This is a genomic window from Bradyrhizobium sp. 132 (assembly GCF_023074185.1).
Lineage (GTDB): Bacteria > Pseudomonadota > Alphaproteobacteria > Rhizobiales > Xanthobacteraceae > Bradyrhizobium.
This window is the reverse complement of the sequence record NZ_JADPKY010000055.1, coordinates 13,340-37,345: the sequence shown is the minus strand read 5'-3', so window position 1 is coordinate 37,345 and position 24,006 is coordinate 13,340. Positions and strand designations below refer to the sequence as shown.

The following is a 24,006-nucleotide window of genomic DNA, read 5'->3' as shown; positions in this document are numbered from 1 at the left end:
AGGATCCCCTGGCTCGGCGTTCAACGATCCAATGTCGCTCGCCGACGACATCGACCAGTACGTCGAAGCTGGCGGCGATCATCGTGATCGCCTCAGTACGGCATTGTCTCATCTCCGCAGGACCGGAGCTGGTGAAGGGCTCCAAGCTGCCGGGGCCGGGCCCCGCCTGATGGGGCGCGAAACATTGGCGGCTCATCCGGAGGACGTCTACATCATCGATGACTTTCTGACGGACGCTCTATCCAAGCTTGGATCCGACGCGGCTAGCAAGGAGAAAGCCGAAGCTTCGACGAAGGCGTCCAGCCTACGCTTTTTTAGTGATTGGCTTCGAAGAGAGGGCAGGCCGAGCATCAAGGACCGTATCGACGGCAATGCTGAGCAGCAGTCGTCATTGAGAGCAGATTATTCGGCGTTCTACAAAGCCACAAAGCGGTTCGCCCCACTCGATCTCTTTCGACAATACCTGGGTCTCGAGCCCCAACAACAGCCCCAACAACGACTTCGTGCTTATGACGATGACGCCAGCCTGATCGAGAGCCTGGCCAAGGAAGAGCTGAGAAACCTCGACCCAGCTTCCGAACAGAGAAGAAAAATAATTCGTAATACTGCTTCGACCCAACGCAAGTTCAGTGATTGGCTCCGCACAGAGGGTAGGGAGAGCATCGCGAGTCGAATCAACGGCAATAGTGAGCAGCAGCGCTCGCTGGACGCAGACCTCCGGGCTTTCAGGGAAGCCACAGGGAGAGTTGATGGCGTGGGTCTCAAGAAGCTCAGGCAGTATCTGCAACTCGTTGAGGCTAACCGAGCGCTGGGTGTGAGCTTCCCTCAGCATGGGCAGGCCGGCTTGCAGGAACCGGCTAGGTCGAGCTCGACCTGGTCCCCGCGCGTGCCGTCCGACTTTGATCCAAGTGAGTGGCCGGCGCCGCAAGGCCCGGTTGGACCGGGCGGTTGGCAGGACCCGGCCGGGTCGAGCTTCACCTGGTCTCCACGGGTGCCGTCCGACTTTGATCCAAGTGAGTGGCCGGCGCCGCAAGGCCCGGTTGGACCGGGCGGTTGGCAGGACCTGGCCGGGTCGAGCTTTACCTGGTCTCCACGGGTGCCGTCCGACTTCGAGTGGCCAACTCCGGAGGGCGCGCCAGCTCGGTTCTCAGACATCTACCACGGTTTGGCTTCTTTCACTGATCTGCCGTCCACACCGCAGGAAATGCGTGACGACGCCCAGTCAAGGCCGGTGCTCAGCCCTGCCGGCAGACCGCCGTTCTTCATCGGTTCATCAGGCACGCCGCAAGAGCTCGAGGATATCGGATATCTCGTCGGCGAGGATTGGCAGCATGGCTCACAGGCGGTGCCGGACTTCCTGCTCGATGTACTGGACAATAGAATGCTGTTGCCGAGTTCGCGAATGGCTCCCCAGCCGGTCTCTATCAACGGTGAGACCTACTCCATCGCATTGGGGCCGCGAGGACGCCGCGACGCCCAGCTGATCCATCACCCTGGCCCATCCTCGGTTCCTGATGCCCGGATCGGCGCTTCGAGGGCGAGTGCCTCTGCCAGCGACCGCAGCGGACGGGTGCTCGGAGCCGGGGAATGGCTGGGTGACCAGCATATCCAGCGGGACTACGAGCTCCTGTCGCAGGAGTTGCGGCAAAGCAATCCAAACCTCGCCGCCCGGACCCGGTTCGTCGATCCTCTCATCGCCTTTCAGGTGGGCCATGGTACGCACGGCGACGCCCAGGACGCATTCCGTCGCATTGTCAACGATCGGAATGGCAACGATACGGCCGACTTCCTGTTCTTGCCGGTGAGTGATGCGAGCGCTACGGACCTCCGTGCCCGCGGCTCCCATTGGTCGTTGCTGCTGGTAGATCGCCGCGATCGCGACAGGCCGGTTGCCTATCATTACGACTCCTTCAAGCCATACAATGCCGGACCTGCAGCAACGCTCGCAGAGCGGGTGGGAGCCGATTTGCGAGATGCCCTCATACGCGAGCAGACGAACGGCTATGATTGCGGTGTCTTTGTGGTCGATGGTACCCGGGCGCTGGTCAGACGGCTCGCGGGAAGACGGCAGGCAGATCTGAGCCTCCTCAACCTCGTCGTCGACCGGCAGGCATTGCAAAACCGACTAAGGGGCTGATGTCGGCTTCAACTGAATAGCGCGCGCAGCTGGTTGAAGGGGTTGAAGTGCAACTTCGCCCCGATTGAAGGTCTGCAATCGGCGCGTTCGCAGAGCATGATGGTGTCTCACAACGAGAGCGGAGCCGGAGCTAGCCCGTCTTATTCGCCGGCGTGCTGAGAGGTTGGCGAGCGTGGCGTAAAGCGCTGATGCGGCGTAGGATGTCGTCCGTGAAGTTTCCCGCAACGCGCTGGTTCAAGCGTAGTGCGGCTGGCGGATGATGCACCGGAGCCTCTGCATCAGGGCCGCAAAAGCCGTTCGAACCAGCGCAGCAAAAGGTGGAAGTTGAAGCCGGCGGCGGCAAGGACGGGGTTGATTCGGTCGCGGGCGCGGCCCTTGAGGTGGTTGCGGCTCATGCGGTGTTCGGCCTTGAGGTGACCGATCACCGGCTCGACCGCGGCGCGGCGCTTCATCTCGCGGCGGATGGATGGTCTTGGTGACGCGGCGGACAGAGCTGACCCCGGTTGTTTGGACAGCGCCCCGCGGGATTTAAGTGGATTCCTGCCGGGTTATGCTGAACGCGGGGCCTTACGATTTTGTCGTTGCGTCGGGAGGGCGTAGCCCGACCAGAGCGACGACAAAATCGTCGGCGACGGTCATGCGACCATCACCATAGCTTGCGTGCCGAAGTAAGCCTCGTCGGGCGTGCGCCCGTCAAGGCTCGAGTGAGGGCCTCCCTGATTGTAGAAGGCCAGATACTTGGCAATTGACGCTCGCGCCTCGGACACGCTGTCGTAGGCGCGGAGATAAACTTCTTCGTATTTGACCGTGCGCCAGAGCCGCTCGACAAACACGTTGTCGCGCCAGGCGCCCTTGCCGTCCATGCTGATGGCGATCTTCGCGTCCAGCAGCACATCGGTGAACTCGAGGCGGGTGAACCTGGCTGCCCTGGTCCGTGTTGAAAATCTCGGGCCTGCCGTGCTTCGCCAACGCCTCCTGGACCGCTTCGACGCAGAAGGCCGCCTCCATTGTGATCGAGACGCGATGGGCCAGGACCCGTCGGCTGAACACATCGACCACCGCCGCGAGATAGACGAAGCCACGCCGCATCGGAATGTAGGTGATGTCCATTGCCCACGCCTGGTCGGGCCCCTCGATCTTCAATCCGCGCAACAGGTACGGGTAGATCTTGTGACCCGGTGCCGGCTTGCTCGTGTTCGGGCGACGATAGACCGCCTCGATCCCCATGCGCTTCATCAGCGTCGCGATGTGGCGGCGACCGGCGTATACGCCCTCCCGCCGCAGCAACGATCGCAGCATACGCGCTCCCGCGAAGGGATAATCGAGATGCAGCTCATCGAGCCGACGCATCAAGGCAAGGTCCTCGGCCGAAACTGGCCGAGGTTCATAGTAGACCGTGCTGCGAGCCAGCTTCAGGACCTTCGCCTGGCGCACGATAGAAAGATCATGACCGCGGTCGATGATCGCTTTGCGCTCAGCAGGCCCGCCTTGGTGAGCGCGCCGGACAAAAAATCGTTTTCCAACGCCAGCTCGCTGATCTTGGCATGTAACGCCTTCAAATCGACCGGCGTCTCGGCCGATGCCTTGTCATGCCCAAACACGCCGGCGGCGCCTTCCAGGAGCTGGTTTTTCCAGATCGTGATCTGGTTCGGATGAACATCAACCAGTTGCGCCAGCTCCGCCAGCGTCTTGTCGCCTTTGACCGCAGCCAAAGCAACCTTCGCCTTGAATGCCGGAGAATGCGTCCGGCGGCTCTTCTTCGTCATCTTCGCTCCTGATTCGCGGCAAGAATCCTCGCCGCTGTCAGGCAGAAAATCCACTCAAGCTACTGTCCGAATTTGCGGAGCCAGCTCTCTTGCCGTGGGGCCGTCCGCGTAGCGCGGGGGGAAAGTGAACTGGATCCCATTGTCGGTGAGAACCGTGTGGATCTTGTAGGGGACAGCCGCGATCAGAGCTTCGAGGAAGGTCGAGGCCGAGGTCCTTCCCGTCTTCCTGACCAGTTGCACGAAGGCGACTTTGCTGGTGCGATCGATAGCGACATAGAGGTAGAGCTTGCCTTCAGCGGTCTGGAGCTCAGCAATGTCGATGTGGAAATAGCCGATCGGATAAGCCTCTAATTTTTTCTTCGGAGGCTTGCTGCCTCCGACCTCCGGCAATCGGCTGATCCCGTGGCGCTGGAGACAGCGATGCAGGGATGATCGCGTCAGATGCGGGATGGTCGGCTGGAGCGCATAGAGGCAATCGTCGAGCGGCAATAGCGTATGCCGCCGGAAAGCGACGATGATCGCCTCCTCCTCGATGGAAAGCACGGTCGATTTGGCTTCTTTGGGGCCTGTCGGGAGATCGGCGACGGTCTCGCGCTCCCTCCACTTCGCGACAGTCTTCTGGTTGATCCCGTAGCGCTTGGCGAGCACTCTCAGGCTCTCTTGACTATTTTGTATTGCTCGACGGACCGCCTCCGTCGTCGTGGCGCAGCCGTGTAAAACTTGTCCCATAGCGCATCCTTCGAATCGTGCGATAAGAATGCACCATCAAAACTTGGGACTAAACTCCTAGGCCAGACGTGTTGCACCCCACAGTATTCCTCTGACGGGGCTCTCGAAGGTCGACCGCTGCTCTCATCGGCCGTGATTGGCTCAATGGCTACCCAGATCCATCACAGCTGGTGCGGAGCGTGCGGCTGCACCTGTTGCGTAGCATGGTTCCGATATTCCGATCCTGCCTTATTGAGGACGATCTGATGGCGTTAACGCCGGATGCTGATGGCCTATTCCAGTTCAGCATTTGAGTTCGAGAGTTCAAGTCCTCGTGCGGGTTTTCCGGGTAAAAGAGAGCACATGCCTATGAGGGACACGATGAAGCACATCAAACGGTCGTTGCGCGTGCTCGGTGGACTTGCTGTCGTCGTCGGCGTCTCTTCCGTGCTCGGATCGAACTATGTGCGATCGGAAGCCCTCAATGGCTTTGGCTCTGCAGCGACGGGCGGCCTTGGAGGCGAGGTAGTTCAGGTCAGATCAACCAAAGCTCTGAAGTATGAGTTGTGTCGTTCGTACAGCTTCGGGCGCTGCAATGACAATAGTCCGCGCGAGATTCAGGTAGCCGGAACCATAGACTTTACCGGTACGGAAGGGCAAGGCGAGGGGCAGGGTTGCCAATACGGCCGTGCTTGTTCGGCACCGTATAAAAGTGAGTCCCTTCTCCTTATAGATGGCAACGATGCGCATTGCGACGGCAAGGAGAAGACATTGGTCGGCTTCGACAGGGCCGGCAAGCACCCGCTGGAGATTGGCTCAAACAAGACGGTGATCGGCGTTGGCCCGAGGGCGACAATCAAAGGGAAGGGGCTGCGCCTAAATGGGGTCAGCAACGTCGTTATTCGCAACCTGACCATCAGTGATATCAATCAAGGCATGATATTTGCCGGCGATGCTATTGCAATTGCACGAGCCGACCTGGTTTGGATCGATCACAACCGGTTTCATAATATCGGGCGGCAGATGATTGCCGGCGGCCTTGGCCCTACGACGAATATTACGATTTCCTGGAACGACTTCGATGGCAGCGATACCTATTCCTCCTATTGTAACGGGGAGCACTATTGGAATCTCCTTTTTCTTGGTGTCCCGCAGACGATCACCATCGCAAATAACTATTTCCATGAGATCTCAGGGCGGGCGCCGCACATTGACGGTGCCCAGGCTATTATTCATCTCCTCAACAATTACTTCCACAACACGAATGCGCAACAGAGCGGCGGATTCTTCCATGCAGATGGATGCTGGACCATCTGTGCAAGTGCTGATCGAGGGCAACTACTTTGACAACATTGAAACACCTGTAAAGACTGGTAGTGGACATATCTTTGGCTTGTTGGGCAAATCCAGCCGGACCGTGCAGAACATCTGCCTTACCGTGCTCGGACGTCGGTGCATCGAGAACATCGCGAGCCCAGTGCCGCGGATCAATGGCTTTCGCCTGGATGAAGCCGTAGTTCAATCGTTTGGAGCTCTTCCAGGGTCATCTATTCCTCTTCCATTTCCAGCCGATGCTGTTTCGGCAGTGATCACGGCCAAGGCAGGTCCCGGACACCTTGAGAGCCGGTGATGGTCCGTTCGCAGAGGCGGCTCGAGACTGGCCGATTGCCGCAAACTGTTAAGCGGAGTGCGCATACTGGACGAGAACAGCGCGCAAGGCTGGCTGCCCGACGTTGCACGAGGACCGTATGGCCTTTCTCTTCGAGTGCCGAGCGGTACATTTTCTATCGACTATGCGCCCTATACCTTTCGCCGCCGGCCCGGGTGGGTTGGAAAGAGGGTGGGGGGTGGCATCGAGTTCCTGGCAAACTGTTCGACTCAAACCCGGTCCCGTACCTGAGGGACGTTCACAGCTCCGTTTTCCAACTGGCATGGTGCTTGCTCGAGAGTACCCGTAGCGCGAGGCTCGCCTACGAAACCTAGTCACACGCGCCCTAGTCCGCTTGAAGAATCCGCAAAGCTTGGAAATATTCGCAATGAAACAAACGGCTTCGACCGAGAGGGTCATTCCACTGACCGACGTCGTCAAGCGCGCAGCGCGCATCGGTGTTGAAATCGGAAATATTAAGCTCTCGGGTGATTTACCGAGCCAAACCATCGCTGAGATCACCAGCTTGCTGCTCGAACACAAGGTGATCTTCTTCCGCGATCAGGGGCATCTTGATGACGCGGAGCAGGAGCGATTTGCTGCTTGTTTGGGAAGGCTGGTGCCGCATCCGACACTCGGTACGGTCAATGGAACGGCCTCGATCATCGAGCTTGATTCCGCCCGCGGAGGTAGCCGGGCCGATGTATGGCACGCCGATGGAACCTTTCTCGCGGCGTATCCTAGACTTGCGGTGCTGCGAGCCATTGTGGTCCCATCGTCCGGTGGCGATACGATTTGGTCGAACGCTGTGGCCGCCTATCTGGATCTGCCGCGGCCGCTCCAACGGCTTGCCGACGAACTCTGGACCGTTCACAGCAACGCCTTCGACTACGCTGGGACCTGCCGTGTTCGCGAAATCGACCAGAAGCATTTTGATGAGGTCTTTACCAAAACGATCTATGAGACGGAGCACCCGGTGGTCCGTGTACATCCCGAGACCAGCGAGCGCGCCCTGGTGCTCGGCGATCTGGTGCAAAGGTTTATTGGTATCCCAAAACGCGACGGTCAGAAGCTGTTTGATCTATTCCAGTCTCATATCACGGCACCCGAAAACACCGTACGTTGGAGCTGGAAAGAAGGCGATGTCGCGATCTGGGATAACCGCGCAACGCAGCATTATGCGGTCAACGATTACGGTGACCAGCATCGCGTCGTTCATCGTGCCACAATCGATGGTGACGCGCCCGTCAGCGTCGACGGTCGAAGCAGTGTAACGCGCCTCAAGACGACGAAGCACCCGTCCACGAAGGTTGCCTAGCAAGGCTCGGCAAAATTCACCGATCATGCACTGCTCTTATCGCATGTTCGCGCGAATAGATGTTTGAGAAGAGAAGTGAACCCAGCAGAACGCCACGCACAATTGGATGGGAGGGCTAACGCGCCGCAGACTCGGGAGGCGACCTCCTTGCTGGAGTAAGATGCTAAAGCTCGTCTCGACCGACGAAAATGAGTCAGCATTCGAGTGGCGCAAGTCATCCGGCCGCGTCCGGTCGATTTGCCGCCGAAGGGGGGCACGTGTCCGCCGAGCTCGCGCATTGCCTTTCGGCCAGCGCCACGACCGTCGGACAGATATAGCGATTGCCGTAGTTGGGTAGCTTTGGCATCTGTGTCGCGGTTCCGCTTACCACACCTCTTCGGCGTGAACTAAGCTCCGAGGGCACGATTTCGGCCTGTCATGGCAGAGTACGAGCTCGGGCGCGATTCTGACGAGCTGCACCAGCAATCATCCGAAAGCAATGTCGCTGCCGCAAGCTCAGCACTCGATTGAACAAATGAGCATGGGAGATCATTCCGCGGCCGGAGGGTATAGCTCTTGCGCAAGTACGACGTCGGCCTATCGCTCGTAGACCGAAGCAGCAAAGGCTCTAACCTACCATTCCCAACAGCATGCTACGTTGGATATCAAGGCTCAATTTACGCGATACCCGGCTTCGCGTCAGGAGCAAAGCGGATACCAAAATCGCCGTGATGGGTGGCCCATACCGTTGAAAAGGGCGAGTGGGACATCGACTACATGCCGCTCCGCGCAGTCCTCAGAGCCTAGAAGAATACCGACGTAGATACCAAGATATTCAGGGCGTGTCCTGTTTGCGGCGTGTAGGTAATGCTTGTCGGGTGATTGATGTACGTCAGTCCTACGGTTGTATATATCCCGGGCGCCAGATGCGCCGTATACAGTCCCGAAATTGCTGTGCTGTCCCGGTGCGCCAGCTGCTCTTTCGCCAATGCAGCGTCCACCGCGAAATGGCTCCAGATGGTGTTGTTGACAACAAGACTCATCTGATCAGTGGGCCGGCTGTCAAACAGGCCCTTCGCATACAGGCGAAGCTCGTAGTACTGACTAGCCCTATTTAGGTCAGGCGGAGCGTACATCACAGAGAACCCGCCATAGATTCCGCGAGATGCCGAGCCATGGACGGCAGACTGCCAGAATTGCCTATCCGCAGCTACATAGTAGACGCTGTTCGCCTTGGCCGTCGGTTGCGTCGGATGCTGTAGGTCCGTGTAGCTGCTGTTGTTAAAGCCCACGCCAGCCCGCAGCCAAGTCTCGGGTACGCCGGGAGTAGGCTTGTTCTTATAGCAAACTTCATCAAGCAAAAGAATGCCCGCGTCGCGCGTGCTCCAGTTCAAGCCAGTGGGATTTTCGCTTACATGCGTATATTGACCGGCTGGACTAAGCGAGCGCTGGATTGAGAGCTTGTTATATAAGCGATCGTCAAAATTGTACTTCAGATTAAGAGCCGGCGTTGGCGCCCAATTGTTGCTCATGCCTGCTTGGAACAGCATCTTCGACGACGGTCCAAAAACTTTTTCTCCGGCACCCGCAAACTCATGTTGGTTCCTGAGGTAACCCACTTTGAGTTCGATCTTCCTTTCGAACAACGTTTGATAGTAGGAAACTGCACTGATTCCCAGTCGGTCTGGCCCGGCGCTCTTCCATGTCCAATATTGATGCTCGGATCCCACGACGATCTGACCGTCTGGAATTCCAAACCGAGCGAGGTCATAGGTCACGATCATAGAGTTGACCGTACTAAATGTCGGATTCTGGCCGACATATTGTTGATTGGCGATGGTGCTTCTGGTGGCATTACCGACTTGATTGTTGACAAACGTGTTTAGGGTCCAGCCAGCGAATCCAATCCCGAAATCCGAAAGCTCGGATCTGACAGAAGCTGTATCCTGACCTATCGTGTCCGCAGGACCAGGCCCAGTGAACGCCGCACCTTTTTCGCGGAGCTTCTCGAATTTTGCGAATCGGTCAATCTGCTTTTGACTTCTGCTCTTGGCGGTGTCCACCTCACTGTCGGGCGTTGTACTAGACATAGCTGCTTTTGGCAGCGAGTTCCCAGAAAGGCGCGCCGCTGCTTTGGGCCGGGCGCTTCGGAAGGTTACAGCCGGATTCGCGATTGTTTGGCTTCTTGCCTCAGCGAGCTCATCGGGGCTGTGACTTCTAGGGCCAGAGTTATCACCACCTTCTGCCGCCGCCGAACTGCCGGCAAGACTAGCTATCAGGGAAAGGAGAATACGCCCTCTTGGCTTCGCACTTGGTCGAGAGATGAAAGCAACTACGCCAGCCGAGTATGCCCGCATGGATACTGGCGCTATACCGCAACGATGCATAGTGATTTCCACGTCCGTCGATTTGAATAAAGTGCACTTCCACCTGACGGCCTAGAGCGGTTCGCGATCCTTGTGCTCGGCGGTCTAGGTGACGCTTGAGGCCAGGCGGCATCTCTATGCCAACGAGACCCGCTCAGCCTTCCGCGCTATCACCCTGCTGGCGCAGCTTGACCAACGTGGTGGTACCCAGCGCGACACAACCCAGCCGCTCGATCGCTAATCGAATGCAAGCATCTGCTGCACCATGTCGACACGGAGAGTGGCCTGCTCGATGTGAGCGTTCGCTAGGATTGGCGGCCGGCGCACGGAGCCGAGGGATTCTCACGACAAATCCGCTGCCACGACGAAAAGCAATGTTCTTCAACAGAGAGCCGCCCAGTAGTTGAGCTCGCATAACAACACGCCGGACCCGAGAAACGCCGCCCGCAGCTCGGTCCATGGGATGAAGCACAGGCGAGCAGAAGGGGCTAACATCTTTTGACGCCCGTAAGCTCGCTGAGGCCGGCACAAGGCCTTGATTGGCTCTCATGGGAAGATGGAGAGCGCGATTGGAGGCGTTTTGATAGCTGCGGGACCAGACAGAACATCCATCAGCTCCATTGGATTTGCCGGAACTATATCGCATCGCGACTTCTTCCTTGATGTGGCCCGAGCGAGTTTCACCGGCACTGACTGGCATGTGTCCGTCATCTCCATCAATTGCTAGGTCTGGTAGTTGACCGGGCGCGGGACGTCGGCCGTCGCTGTGCGAATCGTAGGTATCGTGCCGCTCGGCGCGGACCGTCCCGGCGTCAGGGACGAACTCCGGTATGGCAGCATCGAGGGGGCAAGTCGGGAAGGTCGCTTCGATCCCGGTTGCGCGCGTGTCGCGCCGGCGCTGGTCCTTTTGTGCTCTTTGGTCTAGCTCATCGCGTCGACCAGTTGCTGCTCTGGATTGCACGCGGCGGTCCGTAGCGATCCCGGTCGAGCGGCGAGCATGCACATCAATACGATCCGTCGTGCATCCACGAAGCGCTCCTCTTTGCTGGGAGTTCGTATCCAGCGTAGACCGCAGGCTGATTGCGGTATCCCGGGCTGCCAGCGCTTGAGCCAGGTCGAGATATCTTCGTACATCCGGACGAACTCGATCAGGTTTTCGATACCGAAGTCGCTGAACGCCTAGATCTCATCTTCTCCGACGCGGTAGACCCAGATGAAGCCGTCCTCGATCGCCATTTTGTTGGCGACGTCCCGCAGCCAGTCGTCGTCCCGGTCGAGGTCCGCGGCCACACGGGCAATGGTGGTGATGTGATGAACTTTGTCGGTCGCGCCGTTTGAGCGGACAGCGTTGCAGTCGGGAACGTCCAATTCCCGGCAGCCAACTCGCCTAGCTGCTCTTCGCGGCTAGGGCCGGGTCGGCTCTCGTCGCGCAGCTGCACACGGAGTCCTTTATGAATTTGGCGCTGTACGTGAGTGCACCAGGTGAGCGAAATTCGTTACCCGGGCTTCTGGGCGCGTGACGGAACGTAATGCGTTCATACGATTAGCGCTCGTTGGCTGGTCTTAACAGAGCGGCGCGCCAAGATAAGCATCGAATGCGGCCGCCACAGCGCGAGCTAGAAAACGATGCTCCTGCCTCACGCGGATGAATCCCTTTTCCACCTCCACGATCCCATCCTCGACGAGCATTGCCAAGCGGGGTGAACCGAGGAACGGGACCGGGTCAAATCCATGAGTAATGCAAATTGCCGGCACGTCGACCTCGAAATCGCACATCAGCCGCTCGATGATTGCGGCCCGGACGTGGTCTTCGAGGCTGAGAGAGTAACCCTTTGCCGTCGCCAGACGGCCGGCTTTGATTTGGCCGCTGTAAGAACCCGCTGCAACTTCGTTCTGGACGTAACCGTCGCCAAGGCGGCCGATCGCCGACGGGCCGAAGCCGATGACTTTATGGCAGGTGTCGGCCGAGTAACCCAGTGAGTTCCGCCGCAGGCGACCGGCTTTCTGAGTCAGCGCGAGCTCATCGTCCGGCAAGGCGAAATGGTCGAGTCCGATTTGGCGGTAGCCCGCAGCAAGCAGTGTATTGGCCATCGCCGCGGCCTGTTCTGCACGGGCAGGGCTGTCTGGCAGCGTTGCCTCGTCGATCAGGCGCTGATTCTTCTTAAAGGAAGGAACGTGCGCGTAGCCGAATACCGCAAGCCGGTCTGGTCGCATGGCCACCGCCGTAGTCGCGGTCTGAACGCAGGACTGCACCGTCTGATTTGGCAGACCGTAGATGAGGTCGAAGTTGATGCGGATTACTCCATGCTGCCGCAGCATTTCGACAGCGCGCTCCGTTTGTGCCTCACTCTGAACGCGGTTAATGGCCTTTTGAACAATTGGATCGAAGCTCTGGACGCCCAGGCTCGCGCGGTTCACGCCGGCAGCCGCTAACGCTTCGGATGTGGCGAGCGTGAACGTGCGCGGGTCGATCTCAACAGCGATGGCGGCCGTTTTCGAAACCGCAAAGCGGCGGCGCAGAAGTTCCATCAGTACCCCGAACTGCGCGGGCTCGATGAGGGTCGGCGTTCCACCGCCGAAGTGCACGTCGCTCACAGGCAGCCGTTGCGGCACCTGCGCCGCGACCAACTCGATCTCCTTACGAAGAACCGCCAAATATTCTAGGATGGGTGAATCCCGGCGAGTGATGCTTCGAGCGAAGCCGCAATACCAGCAAATCGATCGACAGAACGGAACGTGGAAATAGAGCGACACGGACTCATTAACCGGCAGGCGCTGCAGCCATTTCTCAGAGGCTTCGGCGCCGACCACCGTGGAGAACTGGGCTACAGTTGGATAGATGGTGTACCAAGGAAGGCGAGCATCGCAATACTTTTCCAGGACCGAGGTCTGCAACGATTGTTATCCTATGTTTACGAAGTTTGTGGTCGCAAGCGAAGTCTTTTGCATTCCGTTTTGCCGATAGTAATCCGGAATGTCGCTAGACAATTGGAAGCTTGCGTGACGGCCGATCTGCTGACGAAACGCGGTGTGGGATAGCAAGCCGTTCCTCTCGAAGACAGAGAACAACTGCTGCAGGCGAGATACTCGAATCAACACGGCCACGGCGGAGCCCCAGATTCAACTCCGCTTCGCTAATCTCCGACGTTCGCCAACGAGACATCCACCGGGGCCGTTGACGCTGCTAGAGCTCGAACTGCTCCACGACCTGACTCTTGCGAGGTTCATCGAACAAAATTGATACATCGCCTCGCAATCTTCATCAACTGACCAGGTTTGGTAGTTGACTTCTGCCTGGCGTATTCCCCATCCACCCAGGGATCCTGCGCCGGCTCGGGGACATCCCGGTACGTAGTCGAACTTCACCAATGCGCGGATCGTCGGTGTCGCGCGGCGCCACGGCTGTTGGCGTGAGTGTGTTCTCGAGTTGGTATGGAAAAAGTAATGACCGGGTAGGCGAGCGAGACGTGATCGATGCAATTGAACAGCCGTTTCAGACTTGCCACCGGTTTTGCACAGATCGTCAAGGCATCTATGGTGGGTGGTGGTCGCCTTCGTGTGTCTGGGCACTGCAGGGGTTTATTTTTTTTGACCGACGTCAGACAATATATCGAGAGCTCGGCGGTCCGTGAAGTTGCTCCAAGGCTGAGCTTGTCACCGACGCCGGGGCGGTACCTGTCGGAGGTTCCATCCGGACAGGCTCACGGTCAAGCGGCTTCACCCGAGCTCGTGTACATCGTCGGGCACGGCGTGTGCAGAAACTTCCAAACACCGGCGCAAACCAGGACGTCGGCGCTTCCCCGAAGACGCATAGCCGAAACTGAGGCTCAAGAACCAGAACGCATTCTTCAAATTCAGTGCATCCAGCCTCTTGAGATTGGATGAATCGACCTACGATCGAGCCTCCGCCGCGAACATTCTACTCGACGCCACTGTTCGTCCCATAGCCACAAAGCGCGTAAACCAACAAGCAAATCGTCCGAATGGACCAAGTACGGCGCATAGCCCGGGAGATCGCGGTGCGCCTGATAGTTCTACGCGGGATTCCTGACTGCCTCAGCTAGCATCGCGTAAAGCTGCCGCTTGCTCATTTCCTGAGGCTGGCTATCTAGCGCCTTTTGCGACAGCTTCTTTCCGACGCAATCGCGACCAGCCGCCATCGCCGTCGGCCCTCGCTTCGGGGCGGGTCTAATCTTGGGTTTTGCTGTTGGTGGCTTGTGACCTCGAGTGAGGCCCAACCGAGCTAGCCTGCCGCAAACTGCGTTGCGACTGCACTCGAGATGACGCGCGATCTGCGCGGCACTCTGTCCCGCGGCCCAGAGCTTTTCCAGCTGTGCCAATTCTCTTCTATTCCAGCGCATGGACGATACTTTAGTGCCAGTTGTGACGTCAGGTTAGTTTACTCTTCGTCCGGCTCGCGCACGATCGCCGGTTTGGTCTCCTGTTCATTCATTCTACGAAAGCCCGCATCGCGAGTAAGGAAAAACGAGTGTCCTTGGCACACCGCGCTCTCTTGTTAGTCCCTACCGTGATTAGGGTCCCACCTGCTCGCGCAATATAAGTAGTCGAGTGGCAACCGGGCGTGCCGCTGGGTGCCATCGCGGCGAGTGCTTGCGTCCTGATGTTGACTACCACAAAAGCGAGTTCGCGCGCCTCCCCAATCTTGATAGGGGAGCTTCGCTCGCCTTTCCACTATTCTTTATCGACGGGGGCCGAACCAAGTTCCCAAGTAACTTCGGCCGTAAGATAATTTCAGAGAGCTCTCGCGAAGCCGAGCCATGGACATGCGTCACACATTGTTACTGTACGGCCCAGCTCGTTGTGTTTCGACCGAGCTTCCATGCGAGTGCAAAATAGCGCATGAGCCGATCTTTCAAAATTTCACGCCAATGTCCGCGAGACAATCATGACAGCCTTATCGGCAGAGAACGCTTGCGAGGAGGCTGACATCTCGCTGAGCCACCTTGATGTAAGCGAGCCCAAGCGTTTTTAAGGTGATACCGTTTGGACTTGTTTCGAGCGGCTGCGAAGGGAAGATCCCGTCCATTATTGCGAAGGCAGCCCGTACGGTCCATATTGGTCGATAACAAAATACCGCGACATCGTAGGCGTGGATTCAGATCACACAATTTCCTCGTCAGAGCGAAGCGTCACAATTGTGGACCCGCCGCAGAAGTATTGGACTCCCAGTTTTATTAAGATGAGTCCTCCTGTCCATGCTCAGCAGCGTAAGACTGTCAGTCCGATCGCGGCATCGGAGAACCTGGCGAAGCTTGAAGGCTTGATCCGCTTGCGGGTTCAGAAGATATTGGACGGTTTGCCGCGCAATGATACCTTCAACTGGGTCGATAGAGTCTCCATCGAGTTGACGACCAAATGCTGGCCACGCTGTTCGACTTTCCATTTCAAGATCGACGGCTGCTGACCTACTGGTCGGACGTAGCCGCCTTGAGTCCACAAATGGGCCACCAGATCGACAGCTGGGAAAAGCGAAAGGCGGTGCTGTCCGAGTGCTTGGACTATTTCACACGGCTTTGGAGCGAACGGGAAAAATCCGAGCCGCGCGCTGACCTAATCTCTATGATAGCGCATTCACCGGCGACCCGAAACATGGAGCCATGTGAATTCCTGGGCAACCTCATTCTGCTGATTGCTGGAGGTAACGATACTACGCGCAACTCAATTACCGGGGCGTCTTGTTCATGAGTCAAAATCCGTCCCAACTGCGAAAACTCCGCGATGATGCTTCGCTAGTGCCCGGGGCGGTATCCGAGATTATACGATACCAAACGCCTAGCGCGCATATGCGCCGGACCGCTGTGGACGATTTCACGATAGGGCACAAGAAAATCAGGCGAGGCGATAAAGTTGTGATGTGGTACATCTCTGGCAACCGAGACGACGAGGTTATTGCTAGCCCCAACAGCTTCATCATCGATCGGGAAAATGTACGGCAGCATCTCTCTTTTGGCTTTGGGATTCATCGTTGCGTGGGTAGGCATCTTGCAGAGCTGCAGCTGAAAATCCCTGTGGCAGGAGATGCTGAAGCGATCTCTGGAGGTAACGGTGGTCGGCGAGCGAACCGGAGCGAGTTCAATCCAATTTTGGGCACGGTTATTCCGCACTGCCGGTGCAGATTCCAGGTTAGTCTCGGTTGCGAGCGACATTCAACACTGGTCATATCGTGCAGAACCGGTTAGGACCTCGTGGAGACCTGTTGTCTCGGTAAGTTCACCGGGGTTGCCTTGCGGGCTTCTGGGTGTTTTGACGATTGCCGGCAGGGCCACAGTGCCCGATCCGAGGGCCCCGGCAAGGCCTTTTTGGCGGTAGGCTGATCGCGCTTAAGCGGCGTGAGCGGCGCTCTGAGGCTGGTCGGTTGCCCAGATTGACGACCGGGTGCTGATGGAGGCTTGCCGTGAGGCCGCGTCGTGGAACCGACTCTTGAGGATCGCCGTCAACGTTTCGGCCGCGCAATCCGCAGGGAGAACCTCGATGCGCAAGTCCGCAAGGCGCTGGGCAAAAGCGGGCTGTCGCTGGCCGGCCTCGAGCCCGAGATCACCGAAGGCGTGCTGATCGAGGATGTCTTGCGCGCGAAGAAGACGATGCAATTGCTCAAGAGCCTCGGCATCCTGATCGCGCTGGACGACTTCGGGACCGGGTATTCCTCGTTGTCCTACCATCGAGGCCTTCCCTCTCGACTGGATCAAGATCTATCGGGCATTCGTTGGCTCGCTTGGACAGAACGAGCGATCGTTGGCCATCGTTCGCGCTGTTATCGGCTCGCTCAGGGTCTTGGCGTGCCGGTGCTTGCTGAAGGGATCGAAACGAAGGTCCAAATGTTGCTCCTTGTCCAGGAGGGCTGCGATGAGATGCAAGGCTACTTGATCGGACGCCCGCAGCGTCTTGCGGCGGAAAGTCGGTCCAAGCCGAGGGTCCCATCTCTCGTCCAGTCGGCCTCATGGGGGAGATTGCGGCGGGCTCGACAAAGCTGTCTTCAGGATTCGGCATTGAAGGACCCGGACTGAGATCCAGACCAGCGTCACTGGTGCGAGAGCTGCCAGCAGGCCGGTACCGCGAAAATCAGGATGATCTAGAGGACGTCAACATCCAGCGCCGCATTCGCCTGCGCGCACCGTAACGTCAGGCCGGCTGCTAGGCCACAACCTCATGGGAGAGGTCGAACCGGTTTGGTCGTTTGGGGCTTCAACTCCGCCGCAGCAGTTGGCACACGTTTTGGCAACTCTGATCCTCTTGGCCGGACACGCAGCCCGCGGCTTGATTGCGGCAAGAAAGGCCCGCCGAAATGCGTTCGGCGGGCCAAGTCGGAGAGGAGAAACGCGGCCGGGTGAAAGCGATCAGGCATCGAGATTGTGCAGGCGCTGGCGGTTGTGCAGTACGATCTGGCGGGCGCCGGAGAAGCCGAGTATGCGCTTTGCGTGAAGCTGCGAGAGCGCGCGCGACACGGTCTCGAGCGTGAGGCCGAGATAGTCGCCGATATCGCGCCGACACATCGGCAGTGCCATCATGCCGGCGACGGCGAGGCGGCGATCCATTTCGAGCAGGAAGGTTGCAACACGCTCCATCGCCGTCTTGCGCCCCAGCAGCAACATGTGATCTTCGGCGTGACGCAGCTCGCCCGCCGTCATGACCCAGAGCTTGCGCGCGACCTGTACGTCGGTGCTGGCGGACCTTTCGAGGCTGGCTCGCTCCACGAGGCGTATGCTGGTGGCGATAATCGCTTCGGCCGCAAGGCGATGCGTCTGGCCGGGTTCGAGGCCGAACACGTCACCGGGAAGATGGAACGCGCCGATCTGACGGCGGCCGTCGGAGAGCAGCTTGTAGCTGCGCACCGCGCCGGAGACGACCTGATAGACATATTCGGCGGGCTCGTCCTCGCCATAGATCTCCTCGTCCTTGCGATAGGAGAACTCGGTGGCAACGAGGCCGGCATGTCCGGCGATCGCGCCGAACTGTTCGGACACGGAACGCGCGGGAGCGATCTTACCGCCGATTTGGGTCTTAATCGCCTGGGTCTTGAGCGTCTGGGTCAGCATCTGCGCCATCTCCGTTGTGATGGTGCATTGGTACGCGGGATCGCGCGATCCGGAAATTTCGAGCGATATCTTAAGGAGGTTTACCTACGGAGAATCCCGTAGGTCAGTGGCCGCGCCTGTCCTGGATGGCGTGGCGGATGCATTTCGCCAGGTTTTCATCGAGGAGCGGCTTCAAAATCACGTCCTTGATCCCTGCCGCCGCTGCCTTTACCGAGATATTTCCGTCGGGATAGCCGGTGATCAGGATCACGGGCCTGTCGGCGTCGGATTGGCGCAGCCGCCAGGCCAACTCGATGCCATTGATGTCAGGCATCTTGTAGTCGATCACGTAGCAGTCCGCGCCGGGCGGGGTCGTCGCATTGAGCAGCGCCGGAGCGCTCCTGAAGGTCTGCACGGCAAAGCCCTCGGTTTCCAGCAGGAAGCGCAGGGATCCCAGCACAGCGGCATCGTCGTCGACCACGTAGACGGTGGGCTTTGCCGATGCGCCTGGGGGCCGCTGATGGGGCGAGCCGATCTCGATCATGCCTGCGTGGCTATCACAGGCCCGCACAAGTGCCTTGACCTGCCTCAATCCTTCAGCATGCCGGCGCGCATCGCCAGCCGGACCAGTTCCGAGAGGCTGTTGGCCTGCATCTTGGTCATCACATTGGCCCGGTAGACCTCGATCGTGCGCGGGCTGATGTCGTATTCGCGGGCGATCAGCTTATTGGAGAGACCTGCGATCAGCCCCTCCATGATCTGGTGCTCGCGCGGGCTCAACGAGGCCACACGGGCGGCCATATCCTGCGCGATAGCCTCGTTCTTGGCGACCGGTTCGGCCCGGCGGATCGCGGCCTCGATCATGGTGACGAGGCGGTCGTCCTCGAACGGCTTTTCCAGGAAGTCGACCGCACCAAGCTTCATCGCTTCGACTGCGAGCGGCACGTCGCCGTGACCGGTCATGATCACGATCGGGAACGGACTGTGCTGCGCCTTCATGCACTTGAGAAGCTCGATTCCGTCAACGCCCGGCATGCGGATGTCCGAGACTACGCAGCCGAAGGCGAGGCCGGGCAGGGCGCCGAGGAAGCCTTGCGCATTGTCGAATAGGGTGACGCCGAAGCCGCAGGAATCCAGCAGGAAGTTCAGCGAGTCCCGCATCGCCTCGTCGTCGTCGATGACGTAGACATGTCCCTTGGTTGTCATGAATCAGTTCTCGTCGGCTGCCGGGAGCGTGAAGCGGAATGTTGCGCCACCCGATGCGTTGCTCTCGGCCCACATGCGGCCGCCGTGAGCCTCGATGATGGAGCGGCTGATGGACAGTCCCACGCCCATGCCGGTCTCCTTGGTGGTGAAGAAGGTCTGAAACAGGTTTGAAATGACGTCGCCCTGGAAGCCGGACCCGCTGTCGGACACCTCCACTTCGATCACATCATCGGCGATGCGGCTGTTGGCAATAACGAGCTCGCGCCGCGGCGACTGCGCCATTGCTTCCAGCGCATTGCGAAACAGATTGACCAGGACTTGCTGGATCTGCACCCGGTCGGCGAGGACGAGATCGGCGTCCGGATCGAGCTTGAAGCGGAGCTGCACGTTCTGCTCGCGGGCGCCGGCAAGCCCAAGCGCGCCGGCTTCCTCGATCAGCTTGGACAGGCTCTCGACCCGCTTCTCGGACTCGCCGCGAGACACGAAGTCGCGTAAGCGCCGGATGATCTGGCCGGCGCGCAACGCCTGTTCGGCGGCGCGGTCCAGCGCGCTTTCGATCTTCCGTGTGTTCGGGTCGCTGCTGCCGGCGAGCAGCCGTCGCGAGCCCTTCATATAATTGCTGATCGCCGCCAGCGGCTGGTTGAGCTCGTGGGCGAGCGCAGAGGCCATCTCGCCCATCGCGGTCAGCCGCGAGACATGGACGAGCTCGGACTGCAATTCCTGGAGCCGCGCCTGGGTCTGTTGATGCTCGGTGAGGTCGCGGATGAATCCGGTGAAATAAGGCTCGGCGCCCGACTGCATCTCGCCGATCGCCAAATGCATCGGAAAGGTGGTTCCGTCGCGGCGCTTGCCTGTCACGATACGCCCGATGCCGATGATATGCGGATCTCCGGTGGTGCGGTAGCGCGCGATGTAGCCGTCGTGGCGGGTGCAGTCGGGCTCAGGCATCAGGATGCTGACGTTCTGGCCGATGGCCTCCTGCTCGGGCCAGCCGAACAGGCGCTCGGCCGCCGTGCTGAAGAGCTGGATGATGCCGTGGCCGTCGATGACGATCATTGCATCGGGAATGGTCTGGAGGATCGACTGGAGGTGAGTCTCGCGGGTGCGCAGTGCCTCCTCAACCTGTTTCTCCTCGTTGACGTCGAGAAAGATGCCGCTGAGATGGCGGGCGGCACCGGCGTCGTCCCGGATGAGACCTGCCCGGGCGCGAATCCAGCGCCCCAGGCCTGAGGCATTGGCAACTCTGAAGGATACGTCGAAGCCGCCGCCGTGGTCGACGACATGCTCGATCGCGCTCTCCAGGCGCGCGCGGTCCGCGGGACCGAGGCGCGAGAGAAGGAGTTCATAGCTCGCCGGTTGATTCCGTTCGATGCCGAGCAGCATTCTCGCGGTTTCCGACCACTCCAGCTCGCGCGTCCTGAGATCGAGATCCCAGGTGCCGACGCCAAAGCCTTCGATCCGGACGCCGAAATGCTCGCCGCGAGCGTCCTCTGGCGGATGCGTTACGCGGCTCAGCGACAAGCTACTGCTCCCATTCTCCCGCGGCGGGGTCCCGTGGCGGCAATTTCGCCCAAGGCCGGACCGGAGGCAAGTTCGGATGTCTGATCGGCGGATTTCTCCCAACTGGGCGCCGAAAATTGATCTACCTCATCCTGCCTTGCGTCGGCGCGGCTAGATATCCACAGCAACGTACTGCCCGGAGGCTCCCGATGACATATGCGACCGTGGTGGTCAGCCTGGCGCTCGATCAGCCCAACGAGGCACGTCTTCATGTCGCGGGCGAACTCGCCGAGCGGTTCGAGGCGACCATTGTCGGCGTTGCCGCGGCGCAGTTCGCTCCGCCGCTCTATTTCGCAGATGGCGCCGAGGCCCTAGGGCTGATCGATCGGGAGCAGGCTTCCGTCAGGAACGCCTTGCCGAGCTGGAGGCGCAATTCCGCGCCGCGACGAAGGCGCGCGGCGGACACTCGGAATGGCGCAGCGCCCTGGATTTTCCCAGGCGGTTTGTCCTGGCGCAGGTGCGGTGCGCCGACATCGTCGTCAGCGGCGGACACAGCCCGCTTTCTCCGATGCCTTTTCGCTTGCAAGCCCGAAGGATCTGGTAATGCAGGCTGGCCGGCCGCTCCTGATGGTAACCGACGGAGTCAACTGGCTCGATCTGCGTAGGGTGCTCATAGTCTGGAAGGACACGCCCGAGGCACGGCGGGCGGTTGTCGATGCATTGCCGAGGCTGCGCAACGCGAAGGACATAACCATCGTCGAGCTTCCGGAAGACGCTGGCGACGGCTCGGCCGCGATGGGGCGCGTCACGGACGTTGCCGCATGGCTCGCTCGCCACGGCCTCGCTGCGATCGCGCGCATCCCGGAAGCCGCGAGAAACCAAACCGCCGCCGCGCAATTAGAGAAGATCGCCTATAACATCGGCGCCGGCTTGATCGTCGCAGGCGCATCATTCGCGCTTCCGCGAGCTGATCCTCGGCGGCGCCACGCATCATCTGATGACGCAATCGGCCCGCTGCGTGTTGCTGTCGCACTGACGGCTGGCGAACCCAGACCAATCGAGGAGGACGCGCGTGTACAAGTCTCTTGAACAGACCGTCGGCGGCTACATGATACGCAACGTACGGACGGCTCAGTGCGATCTCGACCTGCTCGAACTCAGCGAGATGTTCGAGCGCGACGATTTCAACTCCTATCCAGTCGAGGATGACGGGCAGGTGGTCGGCATCGTCACCAAATTCGACATCCTGAAGTGTTTCGCCTTCACGCCGAGCCAGATGCTGCCGCGCTATCCCGACCTGATGAGCCGCAAGATCGGCGACGTCATGACGCCCGAGTTCATCTACGTCAGCCCCGACACGAGGCTGACGCGCGTGCTCCAGATCATGGTCGAGCATCGCATCAGGAGCATCATCGTGCTCGACGGCGCACAGAAGCTGGTCGGCATCATCGCCCGCGAGGACGTCATCGCGGCGCTCAAGGCCACCGCGCGGGACTGATCCCGCGATTTCAAGCTCCGTGATTTTCCGGAGGCAATGCTTCGCGGTGTGCGCCGTGCCGTGCGCAAGCAATTGATACTACTCCCTGATCCGCATCGGTCTCACATCAACGGAAATCCAGCTAGCTTGATTTCAATCAATTCCCCGCGAGGGCGGATGTGGTTTCTGGCGGCGTGTTCTTTCAGAGAGAATCCGCATGAGCCAGCCCGCCCTCTCCAAATCCATGACGTCAGGTGAAAGCGGCCTGGCTGTCGTGTTCGCAGTCACCGCCTTCTTCTGCTTAATCGCCTCGGCCAAGGCGCTCGACGCGCCCTTCGCCTTCCACGCTGCGCTCAGCGCGGCCGCGAGCCTGGCCGCGGTGTTCTGCATCATCAACCGGTACTTCGATCGCGCGGCGGCGCTGCCGCCGGCGGAGATCAACGGCCGCCCCAACTACAACATGGGCCCGATCAAGTTTTCCTCCTTCATGGCGATGTTCTGGGGCATCGCGGGCTTCCTCGTCGGCCTGATCATCGCCTCGCAACTGGCCTGGCCGGCGCTGAACTTCGATCTGCCCTGGACCAGCTTCGGCCGTCTGCGTCCTCTGCACACCTCGGCGGTGATCTTCGCCTTTGGCGGCAACGTGCTGATCGCCACGTCCTTCTACGTCGTCCAGAAGAGCTGCCGCGTACGCCTTGCCGGCGATCTCGCGCCCTGGTTCGTGGTCGTCGGATACAACTTCTTCATCCTGATCGCAGGCACCGGCTATCTGCTCGGCGTCACCCAGTCCAAGGAATATGCGGAGCCGGAATGGTACGCCGATCTCTGGCTGACCATCGTCTGGGTCACCTATCTGCTGGTCTTCCTTGCCACCATCATCAAGCGCAAGGAACCGCACATCTTCGTCGCGAACTGGTTCTATCTCGCCTTCATCGTGACGATCGCGGTCCTGCATCTCGGCAACAATCCGGCCCTCCCGGTCTCGGTGTTCGGCTCAAAATCCTATGTCGCCTGGGGCGGCATCCAGGACGCCATGTTCCAGTGGTGGTACGGCCATAACGCGGTCGGCTTCTTCCTGACCGCCGGTTTCCTCGCCATCATGTACTACTTCATCCCGAAGCGCGCCGAGCGGCCGATCTATTCCTACCGTCTCTCGATCATCCACTTCTGGGCCCTGATCTTCCTCTATATCTGGGCCGGTCCGCATCACCTGCACTACACGGCGCTGCCGGATTGGACGCAGACGCTCGGCATGACCTTCTCGATCATGCTGTGGATGCCCTCCTGGGGCGGCATGATCAACGGCCTGATGACGCTGTCGGGCGCCTGGGACAAGCTGCGCACCGACCCCGTGCTGCGCATACTCGTCGTCTCCGTCGCCTTCTACGGCATGTCGACGTTCGAAGGCCCGATGATGTCGATCAAGGTCGTCAACTCGCTCAGCCATTACACCGACTGGACCATCGGTCACGTGCATTCCGGCGCGCTCGGCTGGGTCGGCTTCGTCTCCTTCGGCGCGCTCTACTGCCTAGTGCCGTGGGTCTGGAATCGCAAGGGACTCTACAGCCTGAAGCTCGTCAACTGGCACTTCTGGATCGCAACCCTCGGCATCGTTCTCTACATCTCGGCGATGTGGGTGTCCGGCATCCTCCAGGGCCTGATGTGGCGCGCCTACACCTCGCTCGGCTTCCTTGAATATTCCTTCATCGAGACCGTCGAGGCGATGCATCCCTTCTACATCATCCGCGCCGCCGGCGGCGCCCTGTTCCTGATCGGCGCGCTGATCATGGCCTATAATCTCTGGATGACGGTTCGCGTCGGCGAAGCGGAAGTCCAGAGGCCCGTCGCTCTTCAGCCGGCGGAATGAG

General features: G+C 59.6%; 15 protein-coding genes and 5 pseudogenes. 9 read left to right on the top strand and 11 right to left on the bottom strand.

What is annotated here, in order from left to right; translation table 11 throughout:
* Positions 1 to 31: 31 nt before the first annotated feature.
* Entirely contained in the window at positions 32 to 2,137 is a 2,106-nt protein-coding gene (locus IVA74_RS09915) for a Ulp1 family isopeptidase (RefSeq protein ID WP_247342281.1), read from the top strand.
* A 278-nt stretch (positions 2,138 to 2,415) separates the two neighbouring features.
* Here the strand turns inward: IVA74_RS09915 and IVA74_RS09910 are convergent.
* From IVA74_RS09910 to IVA74_RS09900, 3 pseudogenes are all read right to left on the bottom strand, one after another.
* Positions 2,416 to 2,601: pseudogene (locus IVA74_RS09910) on the bottom strand (transposase); the annotation flags it as partial.
* A gap of 171 nt (positions 2,602 to 2,772) precedes the next feature.
* A pseudogene (locus IVA74_RS09905) lies at positions 2,773 to 3,903 on the bottom strand (IS3 family transposase).
* A gap of 123 nt (positions 3,904 to 4,026) precedes the next feature.
* A pseudogene (locus tag IVA74_RS09900) lies at positions 4,027 to 4,632 on the bottom strand (DDE-type integrase/transposase/recombinase); the annotation flags it as partial.
* Between the two features lie 360 nt (positions 4,633 to 4,992).
* On the opposite strand from IVA74_RS09900, the gene IVA74_RS09895 reads away from it, so the two are divergent.
* The 3 genes from IVA74_RS09895 to IVA74_RS09885 all read left to right on the top strand — a co-directional run bounded on the left by IVA74_RS09895 (position 4,993) and on the right by IVA74_RS09885 (position 7,577).
* Positions 4,993 to 5,958, top strand: a complete 966-nt coding sequence (locus IVA74_RS09895; RefSeq protein ID WP_247342277.1) for a right-handed parallel beta-helix repeat-containing protein — start codon at positions 4,993 to 4,995, stop codon at positions 5,956 to 5,958.
* Positions 5,903 to 6,241, top strand: a complete 339-nt coding sequence (locus IVA74_RS09890; RefSeq protein WP_247342274.1) for a hypothetical protein — start codon at positions 5,903 to 5,905, stop codon at positions 6,239 to 6,241. The genes IVA74_RS09895 and IVA74_RS09890 overlap by 56 nt, the downstream gene beginning before the upstream one ends.
* Positions 6,242 to 6,647: 406 nt before the next feature.
* A complete protein-coding gene (locus IVA74_RS09885) occupies positions 6,648 to 7,577 on the top strand; it encodes a TauD/TfdA family dioxygenase (RefSeq protein WP_247342271.1) in 930 nt (309 codons plus the stop codon).
* Positions 7,578 to 8,359: 782 nt separating this feature from the next.
* On the opposite strand, the gene IVA74_RS09880 is transcribed toward IVA74_RS09885, so the two are convergent.
* The 4 genes from IVA74_RS09880 to IVA74_RS09865 all read right to left on the bottom strand — a co-directional run bounded on the left by IVA74_RS09880 (position 8,360) and on the right by IVA74_RS09865 (position 14,283).
* Positions 8,360 to 9,619, bottom strand: coding sequence for a carbohydrate porin (locus tag IVA74_RS09880; protein ID WP_247342268.1), 1,260 nt, complete (start codon positions 9,617 to 9,619; stop codon positions 8,360 to 8,362).
* Between the two features lie 1,482 nt (positions 9,620 to 11,101).
* The gene (locus IVA74_RS09875; protein ID WP_247342263.1) at positions 11,102 to 11,290 is read right to left on the bottom strand and encodes a hypothetical protein; all 189 of its coding nucleotides are present in this window, start codon (positions 11,288 to 11,290) and stop codon (positions 11,102 to 11,104) included.
* A gap of 195 nt (positions 11,291 to 11,485) precedes the next feature.
* A complete protein-coding gene (hemN, locus tag IVA74_RS09870) occupies positions 11,486 to 12,817 on the bottom strand; it encodes an oxygen-independent coproporphyrinogen III oxidase (RefSeq protein WP_247342258.1) in 1,332 nt (443 codons plus the stop codon).
* Positions 12,818 to 13,956: 1,139 nt separating this feature from the next.
* A complete protein-coding gene (locus IVA74_RS09865; protein ID WP_247342255.1) occupies positions 13,957 to 14,283 on the bottom strand; it encodes a GcrA family cell cycle regulator in 327 nt (108 codons plus the stop codon).
* 545 nt (positions 14,284 to 14,828) lie between these two features.
* Here IVA74_RS09865 and IVA74_RS09860 point away from each other — a divergent pair.
* A pseudogene (locus IVA74_RS09860) lies at positions 14,829 to 16,070 on the top strand (cytochrome P450).
* Positions 16,071 to 16,350: 280 nt separating this feature from the next.
* Positions 16,351 to 16,947 (top strand): EAL domain-containing protein, encoded by a 597-nt coding sequence (locus IVA74_RS09855; protein ID WP_247342251.1) that lies wholly within the window; start codon positions 16,351 to 16,353, stop codon positions 16,945 to 16,947.
* Positions 16,948 to 17,277: 330 nt separating this feature from the next.
* Here IVA74_RS09855 and IVA74_RS09850 read toward each other — a convergent pair whose 3' ends face one another.
* From IVA74_RS09850 to fixL, 4 genes are all read right to left on the bottom strand, one after another.
* Positions 17,278 to 17,976, bottom strand: coding sequence for a helix-turn-helix domain-containing protein (locus IVA74_RS09850; protein ID WP_247342248.1), 699 nt, complete (start codon positions 17,974 to 17,976; stop codon positions 17,278 to 17,280).
* A 103-nt stretch (positions 17,977 to 18,079) separates the two neighbouring features.
* The gene (locus tag IVA74_RS09845) at positions 18,080 to 18,499 is read right to left on the bottom strand and encodes a response regulator (protein WP_247342246.1); all 420 of its coding nucleotides are present in this window, start codon (positions 18,497 to 18,499) and stop codon (positions 18,080 to 18,082) included.
* Between the two features lie 44 nt (positions 18,500 to 18,543).
* Complete coding sequence (fixJ, locus tag IVA74_RS09840) at positions 18,544 to 19,161, bottom strand: response regulator FixJ (protein WP_247342243.1); 618 nt, start codon at positions 19,159 to 19,161, stop codon at positions 18,544 to 18,546.
* A gap of 3 nt (positions 19,162 to 19,164) precedes the next feature.
* Positions 19,165 to 20,682 (bottom strand): sensor protein FixL, encoded by a 1,518-nt coding sequence (fixL, locus tag IVA74_RS09835; protein WP_247342240.1) that lies wholly within the window; start codon positions 20,680 to 20,682, stop codon positions 19,165 to 19,167.
* Between the two features lie 188 nt (positions 20,683 to 20,870).
* Here fixL and IVA74_RS09830 point away from each other — a divergent pair.
* The 3 genes and pseudogenes from IVA74_RS09830 (at position 20,871) to ccoN (ending at position 24,005) form a co-directional block, all read left to right on the top strand.
* Positions 20,871 to 21,697 (top strand): annotated as a pseudogene (locus IVA74_RS09830) (universal stress protein).
* Positions 21,698 to 21,733: 36 nt separating this feature from the next.
* Entirely contained in the window at positions 21,734 to 22,159 is a 426-nt protein-coding gene (locus IVA74_RS09825; protein WP_247342236.1) for a CBS domain-containing protein, read from the top strand.
* A gap of 196 nt (positions 22,160 to 22,355) precedes the next feature.
* The gene (gene ccoN, locus IVA74_RS09820) at positions 22,356 to 24,005 is read left to right on the top strand and encodes a cytochrome-c oxidase, cbb3-type subunit I (RefSeq protein WP_247342233.1); all 1,650 of its coding nucleotides are present in this window, start codon (positions 22,356 to 22,358) and stop codon (positions 24,003 to 24,005) included.
* Position 24,006 lies beyond the last annotated feature (1 nt).